The following is a 12,507-nucleotide window of genomic DNA, read 5'->3' as shown; positions in this document are numbered from 1 at the left end:
AGTTGGGTGTTTCATTTATATTGAGATTGAAAAATGTATGATAAATTTATAGTTGTGAGAAAATAGAACAATAAGCCACATGGAAATAAATAAAAAGTCAATATTGGAGGAAACAAAATGAAACAAGGAGCTATAGAAAGGAATTTTAAAAAAATAAAAAGTCAATTTGCTCAGATTGAAGAAATAGTAAAGCATACTAAGTCAAATGTACTATGGGAACATGAAGCTGCTGTAAGAAAGAAACTAAAGGAATTAAATGAGTTTAAGAAAGAAAATTTTAAAGACTATAAAAGGGTTCATGAAAATTATTCAGCATTACTTAAATATATATCAATAAGGCTTGTTGAGGACTATAACAAGAAAAATAATACAGATTTTAATTTTGAGAACATTTTAAAGGACAAGGGTGAAAGCTATTTAAAATCAGGAATTATAAGTGTGTTAATAACGGAGCATATTCCTGAGATTATATCTAGTGAGTTTGAACGCGTGTTTCCAACTAATCCTAAAAATGAATATGAGGGATCAAGAAAATTTAAAAGAAAATTTTATCTCCATTTAGGTGAAACTAATACTGGGAAAACATATAATGCAATGATGCGGCTTAAAGAGGCAACAAAAGGAATTTACCTTTCTCCCTTAAGAATATTAGCACTTGAGAATTTTGAAAGATTAAATAGAGAAGGTGTAAAATGTAATCTTGCAACTGGAGAAGAAGAAATAATCATTGAAGATGCAGCTCATGTATGTTGTACTATAGAAAAATTAAATATAAATGAGGAATATGAAGTTGGTATTATAGACGAAATTCAAATGATAGATAATGACCAGAGGGGAGCTGCCTGGACAAGAGCTGTTTTAGGATTAAAAAGTAAAGAGATACACATTTGCGGGGCTACGAATGCGAAAGAATTGCTAATAAAAATAATAGAGGATTGCTCTGAGGAGTACGAGATTATAGAGTATAAAAGGGATACCCCTCTTGTAATGGAAAATAAATCTTTTGTATATAAAAGTATTGAGGTGGGTGATGCGCTTGTTACATTTTCGAAGAAGAAAGTATTAGAACTAGCTTATCATTACTCAAACCTAGGTATAAAAGTAAGTTTAATCTATGGAGATTTACCGCCAGAAGTTAGAAAAAAACAGTACAATCAGTTTATTAACAAGGAAAGCACAATTTTAATATCTACTGATGCAATAGGTATGGGAGTTAATCTTCCTATAAAAAGAATAATATTTATGGATATTAAAAAATTTGATGGTAATGAGATAAGGTATTTAACTTCTCAAGAAGTGAAACAGATCGCGGGAAGGGCAGGTAGAAAAGGGATATATGAGGTTGGATATGTAGCATCTTATGGCGATTCTCAAGATTTTATAAGAGAAAGTTTAGATACAAGGGATGCAACTATAGAAAAAGGAGTAATAGGCCCAAGTGAAGCTATATTAAAAATCAGTTCGCTTTCTCTTAGAGAGAAATTAGCGTTATGGAGTACAAAAGAAGAAAAAACACCTTTTTATAGAAAAATGGATATAAGCGAGTATTTGGTGGTATTAGATAATTTAAGGAGTTATAAATTGGAAGAAAGAATTCAATGGAGACTACTGAAAATTCCTTTTGATGTATCTAATGATAAGATGATGAATGCATTTTTAAAATATGTAGATGAATTGTTTATAACTAAAAGAGAGATTATCTCAAAACCACAGCGTCTATTAGAGAATCTTTATGAATTAGAGCTTTACTACCAAAAAATAAATATTTATTATTCCTTCTCAAAAGTTTTTAAATTAAATTTTGATGAACAATGGGTATATGAGAATAGAATAAAAGTCAGTGAAGATATTAATAAAATTTTGAAAAGTATATAAAACAAATGATAACATAGATGATTCTTATAGAAAATAATATTTAAAAGTATAGCTATTGCTTGCTATACTTTTTTTACCTTTGTGCCCATCAAAACGCTGTTATAAAATATATTAAATATGTACATTATATTAATATAACAAAAAATCAACTTAAAGGAGGCACATAGTATGTCATACAGGAGTTTAGTACCAGAAGCAAAAGCAGGATTAAACAAATTCAAAATGGAAACAGCAAATCAATTAGGAGTAAACTTTACGGACTATAATGGAGATTTAACATCAAGACAATGTGGTTCAGTTGGTGGACAAATGGTTAAATTAATGGTAGAACAATACGAAAAAAACTTATAAGTTAAAATTAGATAGGGTGTGCAGCAAAACTGTATACCCTATCTTTTATTAAGGCATATTCACATAAATAATTAATTGGAAATTTATTTTTTATATATAGTTGACTTATACTACATAATGAAGTATACTAGATCTCGTAGTGTTAATTACTAATAAGGCTCCTTGGTCAAGCGGTTAAGACACCACCCTCTCACGGTGGGATCAGGGGTTCAATTCCCCTAGGAGTCACCATTAACACTTTTTTTTATTGGGATGTAGCCAAGCGGTAAGGCACTAGACTCTGACTCTGGCATCCGCAGGTTCAAATCCTGCCATCTCAGCCAAATATATTATCATAATGAATATAAATAATTCTAGCATAATGTTTATTTTGCTGGGGTTATTTTTTTGTATATTTTTTCCTTGAAATATTATTAATAATTATATTGTTAGATGAAGAAGTTAGGCATAATAAAAAGTATTAGTTAGACATTTATAGTTAATACTATATTTAAACTTTGAATTGTTTTGTACTTCAGAGAAGGACAAGGAGGGAAATATATGAAAACAGGTATAGTAAAGTGGTATGATGTTGAAAGAGGATATGGATTTATATCCGCTCAAGAGGGTGAAGATGTATTTGTTCATCATTTAGCAATAAAAGAACAAGGGCCAAGAAAGGATTTACATGAGGGAGAAGAAGTGCAATTTGATGTTGTAGATGCACCTAAAGGCCCTCAAGCTATTAATGTTCAAAAAATGTAAAAATATTCGTTATTATTAAACAATATAAATGGAAAAATTCCGGCACGCTCATTTAATCCTTTGAGTGTGCTTTTTTACAATGTATTTTGAATTTATTTGGTTGAAAAATATGGGCGTGCGTATAGTTTATAATGGTAACACATTCTGGAATTTATAATATATAAAAATAGAAAAAACTCGATGGGGTGAAACTTTTGATTGCTATTAATGAAGAGATTATACGAGAACACAGTGATAAAGATTCTTATAAAAGTGGAACAGAGTATTATTTAAGTAATAAGGTTAAGCATATTGATATAGAAATAAAGAAGCGGGAAGATTACAGGGAAACTAAGATAACTTCAGATGTGGAGTCAACAAATTTCACTCGGTATAAAGTAGACACAAGTTTTAATAATAGTAATTCTTTTATAAGTTATCATTGTCAATGTAATGATTGTTATAGTTATTATGGAGAGGTGAGCATGTGCAAGCATGTAGTGGCTACATTATTAAAGTATTTTTATGAGAAAGACGAAATTATTAAAGCAAAAAGAATGGCTAAAACAAATAGTTTAATTAAACAAATAACTAAAAGTATAAATGGTGATCAAAGGATAAAATCATATCTAAATGTAGATGTAAAATATGAGCATGATCCTAATAGTGATAACCGAAAATCTTTTGTGAGTCTAAAGGTTGGAGAGGATAAGCAATACGTAGTTAAAAACATAAAAGAATTTTTTATTTGCTATAATAAAAGTTTTGAGTCTATGGAGTTTGGGAAAAAATTTACATACAATCCCTATTTGCACTCATTTAAAGAAGGTGATTTAAATATCATAGAACTTTTTAAAGAAGCGAGTGAACTTGAAGCGGTGGCTGGGGCTGCAAATACATATAAGGGAAATACAGTGAAATTTCTGTCTGGTAAAAAAGCTTATTTTACAGATAGCATGGTTAAAAGGTTATTTAAATGCTTATACAATAGGGATCTAACTGTGGTAATAAAAGGCGGAACGTTTACTAATGTACACATAAGGCAGAAAGCCATGCCCTTAGAATTCGAAATCAATAGAGAAGATAGTAAATTTATACTTCAGCAAAAAGAAGATATGCCTATTGCAATAAGCAATGATGGGGAATTCTTTTTCTATAAAGGTGAAATATATCAGCCACCTATTGCTCAAAGGGACGCATATTTACCTTTTTATAATAGATTTAAAGAGGAAAATAATAATTGCATAGAATTTTATGAACAAGAGAAAGATGATGTAGCATCATTTGTACTTCCAACTTTAAACAAGATAAGTGATAGAGTTGCCATAGACACATCATTAGAAAAAGAATTTTATATAGAAGAGCTTAAGGCGGTTGTTCATTTTGAAAAAAAGTCTAAAAATGTAGAGGTGTTCATAACTTTCAAGTATGGAGAGGTTGAGATAAATCCTTTTAATAGTAAAGAAAACAAAGCACAAGAGGGAAGAGTACTTATAAGAGACATAGAGAAGGAAATGGGTATCATAAATCAATTTCTTGAATTTGGTTTTGTTAGTACAAATAAGGGGTTTGATATTCGAGATGAAGCAAAGCTTCTAGAGTTTTTAGTTTCAGGACTGGAAAAGCTTCAGCAAGTGGCGGAGGTATATTATTCTGAAGAATTCAAGAAGATTAAGGTGCACGGAAATGCTGGATATAAGTCGAATATAAAGCTTAATAAGGATAATCTTTTAGAATTCAGCTTTAGCATTGAGGGGGTAGATAATACTGAACTCAGTAATGTTTTCTCAGCTTTAAGAGAAAAAAGAAAGTATCATAGGCTTAAAAACGGCAGTTTTGTTTTATTAGATTCAAATAATTTATTAAAAGTTGCTCAAATGATAGAGTATCTAAATATAAAGGATAGCGATATTGCGAAGAATAAAATTCTACTTTCAAAATATAATGCCATATATATAGAAGAAAAATTAAAACGAGAACAAATGGATTTTGTGAATACAAATAAAAAATTTAGAGACCTAGTTAATACTGTTAAGGATATTAGAGAATTGAAAGTAATAGTTCCTAAAACCTTAGATAGTATAATGAGAGATTATCAAAAGGTGGGGTTTAAGTGGTTAAAAACGCTTGCAAGTTGTGGATTTGGAGGGATACTAGCGGATGAAATGGGGCTGGGTAAAACACTTGAGGCTATAGCATTTATTCAATCAGAAGTGCAGGAAAATGAAAATAAGCAACCATCCCTGGTAGTATGCCCTACGTCGGTTGTATACAATTGGAAGGATGAAATAGAAAAATTTGCACCATCACTAAATTGTATAGTAATATCCGGAAATAAAAGTCAAAGAGTGCAACAAAAACAAAGCATTGATGAGACTGATGTGATTATTACATCATATGCACTTATACGGCGAGACCTTGAGGACTATCAAAAGATAAAATTTAGATATTGTTTCTTAGATGAGGCACAGTATATTAAGAATTTTAATTCGCAAAATGCACATTCTGTGAAAAGTATAAATGCTATAAGTAAATTCGCACTTACAGGAACGCCTATTGAGAATTCTCTTACGGAGCTTTGGTCAATTTTTGACTTTATAATGCCAGGTTATCTTTTAAATCATAGTGCTTTTTCAAAAAAATACGAAGCGCCAATTGTGAAGGATGGAAGTCATGAAGCGCTACAAGAACTAAATAATCATGTAAAACCATTTATACTTAGAAGGACTAAATTAGAGGTTGCAAAAGATTTGCCTTCTAAAATAGAACATAGAATTTCAGTAGAAATGACGGAGCAGCAGAAAAAGGTGTATTTAGCCTATTTAAAGGATGCAAAGGGAGAACTAGAAGAAGATATTAAGGCGAAAGGGTTTAATAAAAGCAAGTTTAAAGTACTGTCAATTTTAACAAGGCTAAGACAGATATGTTGCGACCCTTCTACTTTTATAGAGGACTATGTTGGGGGTAGCGGTAAAATGGAAGCTCTAGATGAAATTTTAGGAAATAGCTTAGAAGAAGGTCATAGAATATTAATATTTTCTCAATTTACTAGGGTGCTTAAAAACATTTCTAAGAGGTTAGATCCTAAAGAGATAAAGTACATGTATTTAGATGGCTCTACTAAGGCAGAAAAAAGAGTAGAAATGGTAAAAACCTTCAATGAAGGAGACACACAGGTATTTTTAATTTCTCTTAAAGCTGGGGGTACGGGTATAAACCTTACAGGTGCAGATATGGTAATACACTTTGACCCTTGGTGGAACCCGGCTGTGGAGTCTCAAGCTACAGATAGGGCTCATAGAATTGGGCAAAAGAAGACAGTAGAGGTGATAAAATTAATAGCAAGAGGGACTATAGAAGAAAAAATATTTAAGTTGCAACAAAAGAAAAAAGAAATTGTTGAAAGCGTTATTAATGATGAAACAGGAGCAGAATTATTTCTTTCTCAGATGAGCCAAAATGAAATTGAAGATCTATTTGTTTAATAATGCAGCTCCGCAGGAGATGATTTAACTGAATAAATTTATTAAGTAGTATCTTGCTATGGGGAAATAATATTGGGATTTTTAGTGAAAGAACGAAAAAAATGTTGACTTATGTAGAAATGAATGTTATTATTTTGAAAAATGAATAATAATAATAATCCGTATAATCTTGATAATAAGGTTCAAGAGTTTCTACTAGAAGGCCATTAACCTTCTAACTATGGATTAATCCTATAAGTAAAGATTTTTACTGAAATTATGCCCGTGGATTAATCCTATCCATGGGCATTTTTTTTTGCTTAATAAGGATTTATAAATTCAACATTATATTTTACCTAGGAGGAAATGGCATGAAATCATTTTTGCAATCATTTTTTAAACTCAAAGAAAATAATTCAAACGTTAGGACCGAAATATTAGCGGGTGTTACTACCTTTATTACTATGGCATATACTATATTAGTAATTCCTAATATTTTAAAGTTTAGTGGTATGAATCTTCCTGGAATAAAGGGCGATGGTGCTGCAGTTTTTACAGCAACAAATGACCCTGTGGTAGGAGCAATTTTTACAGCAGTATGTGTAGGCTCTGGAATTGGTACTATTTTAATAGGTACCTATGCAAATTTACCTTTTGCAATTGCACCAGGTATGGGATTATGTGCTTTCTTTACATATAGTGTATGCTTAACACTCGGCTATACTTGGAATCAGGCTTTAGCAGCTGTATTTATTTCTGGAATTTTATTTATAATAATTACGGTTACTTCAATACGCGAAAAAATAGTAGATGCGCTACCAGCAAATCTCAAGATAGCTATTTGCGGTGGTATAGGATTATTTATTGCGTTAATAGGTTTTAAAACTGGAAGCATAGTAGTTCCGAATCCAGGAACTCTTATAAGTTTTGGTGAATTCACAAATCCACACGCTGCTCTTACAATTATCGGTATAATTATAACAGCAATTTTAATGGCTAGAAATGTAAGAGGAGCTATGCTTATTGGAATAATCGCAACGACAATAATTGGAATACCTATGGGTATAACAAATTTAGCTGGAATAAAGCTCTTAAGTACACCACCATCCATTGCTCCAACTTTTATGGCTTTTGACTTTAAGGGTCTTTTAGGAGCTGGAGGAGCAGGTGTTATAGGAGCGATAACTAGCATAATTATGGTGGTTTTAACTTTTAGTTTAGTAGACTTATTTGATACAATTGGTACTTTGGTTGGAACAGCAGAAAAAGCCCAGATGTTAGATGAAAATGGAAAAGTTCGAAATATGAGAAAAGCGCTCTTATCAGATGCTATCGCAACAACTATAAGTGCCTGTATTGGTACACCCACTATGGCAACTTATGTTGAATCTACTGCGGGCATAGCTGAAGGAGGAAGAACTGGGTTAACATCTTGCGTGGTAGGCGTTTTATTTCTATTCTCTTTATTCTTTGCAGGTATAGTTGGGATAGTGCCACCAGAAGCAACAGCACCTGCGCTTATAATGGTTGGAGTCCTTATGATGGGTGCAGTTACTAAATTAGATTTTGATGATTTTACAGAAGCACTTCCAGCTTTTTTTACTATGGCTATAATGCCTTTTAGCTATAGCATAGCTAATGGTATAGCGGCGGGAATAATATTTTACCCTATACTTAAGGTTAGCACAGGAAGAAGGAAAGAAGTTCATCCAATAGTTTATGTGCTTGCAGCGTTATTTATTTTAAGATTTATCTATCTACCGGATTAAGAAGTTATAGTTAATTAATTAAAGATATCATAAATATAACTTCTTGTTTATAAAAAAACAGGCCTAGACTTATTTGAAAGTTCTAGTGCCTGTTTTTTATTTTGTTTAAATCATTATAATTTTACAGTTTGACCGATATCAATAATTTTTATGCTTCCATCATTTATTCTTTTTAAAGTATCACAGGTAACCTCATCTTCATCCTGAGCTAAAATATAGGTTTTATAATGAACTGGGATCATGATTTTAGCTTCTGTCATTTTAAACATTTTAAAGCTCTGCTCAGGAGTACAATGCATTTCTTGAAACTCATCAGGTTTATAGCAGCCTACAGGCATGATAGCAACATCTGCTATTAAATTTTTATATGTATCAGTATATGCAGTATCACCAGCAAAAAAAATCTTTTTTGAACTACTTTCAATTATATAGGAATTGCTCTCAGCTTCAGCTCCCCAAGGATAACGTCTACCATCATGATTTGCTTTTAAAGCCTTTATTTTTATGTGATTATCATTATACGTTTCATCATTGTTTAGAAGAATTATACTTTTAAAACCTAAAAGTCTTAAAGGAACCTTTAGGTTTTTAGGAGCAATAATTATAGCACTTTTATTTAGTTTCATTAGAGTGGAGTAATTCATATGATCCATATGACCATGAGACAGCAATATATAATCAATATTAATGGAGGCTAAGTTTAAAGATGGTTTAACTAATCTTTTTAATTGACCAAGATATATACTAGTTACAGGGTCAGTTACTATAACCTTACCACTTAAATTAATAACTACAGTAGCATGGCCTACCCAATGAATAGAATTTGTTACTACGGGCTCATACGATGGCACACTAATGGGATTGAAGTACAATTTAAAGTTTCTACGATGTAATTCATACATATATTTAAAGATTTTCGGGAATTTATTAAAGCTCATTTTATACCTCTTAATTTTAATATATTCGTTTTATAATAAGATTAAAAAATCTAATTTAATTATAACATAACCTGCTATATTATATATATATATGTATTAAATTACTAAATAAAAAACAATTGAACTAATATAATATATAATATATAATGTACACAAGAAAGTGTGTACATTATATATTATATATTATTCTATTATTTATGTAAACGGAATCAAAAAAGGGGGACTTATACATGATTGGCTTCTTAAACGCTTTACTAAAAATATCACCAGTATTTTTAATGGCAGGATTAATGATGTCTAAAATGGATGCATTACTAGCGGCACCAATAGCAACTATTTACGCAGCTATAATAGCATCATTAGTATGTAAATTTAAATTTAATGACATTGTTGATGGTGCGGTGGATAACGTAAAAGAAATGCAATTAGTTTTCTTTATACTGATGGCAGCTTATGCAATGGCAGAGGCTTTTATGTCAACAGGAGTGGGTGCATCAATAATTAATTTCTCATTAACACTTGGATTAACAGCTAGAACTGTAGCTGTAACAGGATTTATGGTAACGGCAGTGCTTTCAGTTGCAACTGGTAGTTCATGGGGAACCTTTGCAGCTTGTGCTCCGATTTTTCTATGGCTAAACCATATAGTAGGAGGAAATTTATTACTTACTACAGCAGCAATTGCTGGTGGAGCTTGTTTTGGAGACAATATAGGGCTTATTTCTGACACAACGGTCGTAAGTTCAGGTATTCAAAAAGTGGAAGTTATTGATAGAATAAGGCATCAAGGTGTTTGGTCACTAATATGTTTAACAATAACTGCAATTATGTTCTATGCTGTAAGCGTTGGAATGGGACTTCCAACAGTAATTGGTAATGCAGCGGATGCAATAGATAAAATTCCAAAAGATGTATGGGTATCACTTGAAAAAGCTAGACCTTCAGCAGTTGAACTTTTAAATCAAGTTAAAACCGGGGTTCCATATTATATGGTAATTCCATTATTGGTTGTACTTGTAGTAGCAATTAAAGGACTTCCAACACTTGCATGTTTAGGGCTTGGAATAATAACATCTTTAATCCTTGGATTGACAGCGGGAACAGTAGAATCTGTACCTCAATTTTTAGGATTAATGAAAATAGGTTTCGCAGATGCAGGTTCATGGGTTATTGTCATGATGATGTGGGTTGGTGCCTTTGGAGGCATCATGGGTAAAATGGATGCATTTGCTCCGTTATCAAGATTAGTTTCTAAAATTTCAAAAAATGTACGCCAACTTATGTTTTGGAATGGAATGTTGTCAATTTTAGGTAATGCTGCATTAGCAGATGAAATGGCACAAATAGTAACAGTTGGACCAATAATCAAAAATTTACTTGAAGATAACGTAGAGGGTAGCGAAGAAGATATGTATACATTACGTTTAAGAAATGCTACTTTCGGTGATGCGCTTGGTGTATTTGGGTCACAGCTTATTCCATGGCATGTATATATAGCTTTTTATATGGGGATAGCTTCATCAGTTTATCCACTTCACAAGTTTGTACCTCTTGATATAATAAGATATAACTTTATGGCTATGGTGGCAGTAGGTTCATTATTACTACTTACTATAACAGGACTAGATAGATTTATACCATTATTTAAATTGCCGACTGAACCCAATGTTAGATTAAAGAAAAATATTAAGATGGATAGTAAAGATGAATTATCTGCTTAAATGTAAAGTTTTAATAATATGTAATAAAACACTATATTGTAAATATACAATATAGTGTTTTTATTAAATATCAAAAAAATAATGAATTTGCTTAAATTAGCTCCTGCGGAGCTGAAGTCGTTAAATTGAGGAAAAGAAAAATTTTATATAAACATACTAGTTGATAAATAATTTAATAGTTATTCATGGTAAAATGTTTATCTATAATCATTTTTGAATCTTCTTCGGAGTCTTCTTGAAAATTTTCTTGGAAATTTTCTTCGAAATCTTCGTTTTTTTCTGGTTTTTGTCCCCATTTAACTTTAATTGAGAAATCACCATAATTTTCGTCCCTAACAAATTTAAATTCATAACCTAATTCTTCATTGTCAGGTATTAAAACACGGGTTCCGTCTATTTTGAGTTTGTCTTTGAATAATCTTATAACTTCATCTTTTAGGAAAAAGTAAAACTCTTCTTTGCTTCCAACATATCTTTCTATAGAATTCATGTATAAACCCCCTTTCATTATAATAATATTCAGATTTAATCATAAAGGTGATAGTAATTGTGTGTATTTTTACTAAAAAGCAATTTTTAACGACATTTTAGAAGGAAAGTCTCCCACTTCTATAAGCGGGAGTTACATAACCTAACAAATAGAAAACTTTAGTGGGAGTATAAATCTCCTTCTGAAGTCGTCAATGCAGCTTCTGTGAAGCTGTTGCAGCTCCGCAGGAGATGATTTAATTATAGCGAAATTAGGATATAATACTTGTTGATAGGCATAGCTAAATAAATAATTCAATAATATTCAATAATATGATATATTAAATAAAGAATATATGAAAATTATATAGGTAATGCACTTGTATGAAATAACTGTAGAAGGAAGGTTTTTTTATGAAAATTTATTCATGGAATGTAAATGGCATAAGAGCTATAAAAAATAAAGGATTTATTGAATGGATTAAAGAAGAACAGCCAGATATTTTATGTGTTCAAGAAACTAAAATCCAAGAAAACCAAATAGTTGAGGAGCTTAAAAATATAAAAGGTTATTACTCATATTTTTCGTGTGCGGAGAAAAAGGGGTATAGTGGTGTAGCTACTTACACTAAGGAAAAACCAATATCTGTTACGTACGGTATTGGAATAGAAAGATTTGATAGTGAGGGCAGAATATTAATAACTGAGTTTGAAAAGTTTACTCTATTTAACATATATTTTCCTAATGGGCAGAGAGATGAAGAAAGGTTAAATTATAAAATGGACTTTTATGATGCACTGCTCTCCTACTGTGAGACGCTTAAACTAAAAGGGAAAAAATTAATTATTTGTGGGGATTACAATACTGCACACAAAGAAGTAGATCTTAAAAATCCAAAAGCAAACGAAAAATATTCAGGGTTCTTACCGGTAGAGAGAGCTTGGATGGATAAATTTATATCATATGGTTATGTTGATACTTTTAGATATCTCCACGGGGCAGAAACCAAATATTCTTGGTGGAGTTATAGATTTAAGGCTAGAGAAAAAAATGTAGGATGGAGAATTGACTATTTTTTTGTAACTGAGGAGTTAGTAAGTGAATTAAAAGAAGCTAATATTTTAAATGATGTTTTAGGATCGGATCATTGTCCTGTGAGCATTATTTTATAGATATATATAAGAAAGGAAGTTATAG

Annotated in this window: 9 protein-coding genes, 2 tRNA genes and 1 riboswitch; of the genes, 9 read left to right on the top strand and 2 right to left on the bottom strand. The window is 31.2% G+C overall.

The window, feature by feature from the left end:
- The first annotated feature begins 117 nt into the window (after positions 1 to 117).
- The 7 genes from KTC92_RS04455 to KTC92_RS04425 all read left to right on the top strand — a co-directional run bounded on the left by KTC92_RS04455 (position 118) and on the right by KTC92_RS04425 (position 8,182).
- Complete coding sequence (locus tag KTC92_RS04455; protein ID WP_216303568.1) at positions 118 to 1,875, top strand: DEAD/DEAH box helicase; 1,758 nt, start codon at positions 118 to 120, stop codon at positions 1,873 to 1,875.
- A gap of 168 nt (positions 1,876 to 2,043) precedes the next feature.
- On the top strand, positions 2,044 to 2,226 hold the full coding sequence (locus tag KTC92_RS04450; RefSeq protein WP_216303567.1) for an alpha/beta-type small acid-soluble spore protein: 183 nt from the start codon (positions 2,044 to 2,046) through the stop codon (positions 2,224 to 2,226).
- Positions 2,227 to 2,382: 156 nt separating this feature from the next.
- Positions 2,383 to 2,457 (top strand) — tRNA-Glu (locus KTC92_RS04445).
- A 17-nt stretch (positions 2,458 to 2,474) separates the two neighbouring features.
- Positions 2,475 to 2,549 (top strand) — tRNA-Gln (locus KTC92_RS04440).
- 217 nt (positions 2,550 to 2,766) lie between these two features.
- Complete coding sequence (locus tag KTC92_RS04435; protein WP_216303566.1) at positions 2,767 to 2,970, top strand: cold-shock protein; 204 nt, start codon at positions 2,767 to 2,769, stop codon at positions 2,968 to 2,970.
- Positions 2,971 to 3,167: 197 nt separating this feature from the next.
- Positions 3,168 to 6,434 (top strand): SNF2 helicase associated domain-containing protein, encoded by a 3,267-nt coding sequence (locus KTC92_RS04430; RefSeq protein ID WP_375294765.1) that lies wholly within the window; start codon positions 3,168 to 3,170, stop codon positions 6,432 to 6,434.
- A 139-nt stretch (positions 6,435 to 6,573) separates the two neighbouring features.
- A riboswitch (purine riboswitch) is annotated at positions 6,574 to 6,675 on the top strand.
- A gap of 109 nt (positions 6,676 to 6,784) precedes the next feature.
- The gene (locus tag KTC92_RS04425) at positions 6,785 to 8,182 is read left to right on the top strand and encodes an NCS2 family permease (RefSeq protein ID WP_216303564.1); all 1,398 of its coding nucleotides are present in this window, start codon (positions 6,785 to 6,787) and stop codon (positions 8,180 to 8,182) included.
- 113 nt (positions 8,183 to 8,295) lie between these two features.
- On the opposite strand, the gene KTC92_RS04420 is transcribed toward KTC92_RS04425, so the two are convergent.
- Positions 8,296 to 9,120: an MBL fold metallo-hydrolase gene (locus tag KTC92_RS04420; RefSeq protein ID WP_216303563.1), complete on the bottom strand. Its 825-nt coding sequence runs from the start codon at positions 9,118 to 9,120 to the stop codon at positions 8,296 to 8,298.
- A gap of 230 nt (positions 9,121 to 9,350) precedes the next feature.
- On the opposite strand from KTC92_RS04420, the gene KTC92_RS04415 reads away from it, so the two are divergent.
- Entirely contained in the window at positions 9,351 to 10,841 is a 1,491-nt protein-coding gene (locus KTC92_RS04415; RefSeq protein ID WP_216303562.1) for a Na+/H+ antiporter NhaC family protein, read from the top strand.
- A gap of 172 nt (positions 10,842 to 11,013) precedes the next feature.
- On the opposite strand, the gene KTC92_RS04410 is transcribed toward KTC92_RS04415, so the two are convergent.
- On the bottom strand, positions 11,014 to 11,331 hold the full coding sequence (locus KTC92_RS04410; RefSeq protein WP_220286805.1) for a hypothetical protein: 318 nt from the start codon (positions 11,329 to 11,331) through the stop codon (positions 11,014 to 11,016).
- 392 nt (positions 11,332 to 11,723) lie between these two features.
- Here KTC92_RS04410 and KTC92_RS04405 point away from each other — a divergent pair, with 392 nt between their 5' ends.
- Positions 11,724 to 12,482: an exodeoxyribonuclease III gene (locus tag KTC92_RS04405; RefSeq protein WP_216303560.1), complete on the top strand. Its 759-nt coding sequence runs from the start codon at positions 11,724 to 11,726 to the stop codon at positions 12,480 to 12,482.
- Positions 12,483 to 12,507 lie beyond the last annotated feature (25 nt).

It is taken from the genome of Clostridium sp. CM027, from assembly GCF_024730565.1.
In the GTDB taxonomy this organism is placed as follows: domain Bacteria; phylum Bacillota; class Clostridia; order Clostridiales; family Clostridiaceae; genus Clostridium_AD; species Clostridium_AD estertheticum_B.
The sequence above is the reverse complement of the archived record's forward strand: the minus strand, read 5'-3'. Positions and strand labels throughout refer to the sequence as shown.

Bases quoted from the DNA above. Each gene is read 5' to 3' on its own strand.
- KTC92_RS04455 (WP_216303568.1), top strand. From the start codon at position 118: ATGAAACAAGGAGCTATAGAAAGGAATTTTAAAAAAATAAAAAGTCAA.
- KTC92_RS04450 (WP_216303567.1), top strand. From the start codon at position 2,044: ATGTCATACAGGAGTTTAGTACCAGAAGCAAAAGCAGGATTAAACAAA.
- KTC92_RS04435 (WP_216303566.1), top strand. From the start codon at position 2,767: ATGAAAACAGGTATAGTAAAGTGGTATGATGTTGAAAGAGGATATGGA.
- KTC92_RS04425 (WP_216303564.1), top strand. From the start codon at position 6,785: ATGAAATCATTTTTGCAATCATTTTTTAAACTCAAAGAAAATAATTCA.
- KTC92_RS04420 (WP_216303563.1), bottom strand. From the start codon at position 9,120: ATGAGCTTTAATAAATTCCCGAAAATCTTTAAATATATGTATGAATTA.
- KTC92_RS04415 (WP_216303562.1), top strand. From the start codon at position 9,351: ATGATTGGCTTCTTAAACGCTTTACTAAAAATATCACCAGTATTTTTA.
- KTC92_RS04410 (WP_220286805.1), bottom strand. From the start codon at position 11,331: ATGAATTCTATAGAAAGATATGTTGGAAGCAAAGAAGAGTTTTACTTT.
- KTC92_RS04405 (WP_216303560.1), top strand. From the start codon at position 11,724: ATGAAAATTTATTCATGGAATGTAAATGGCATAAGAGCTATAAAAAAT.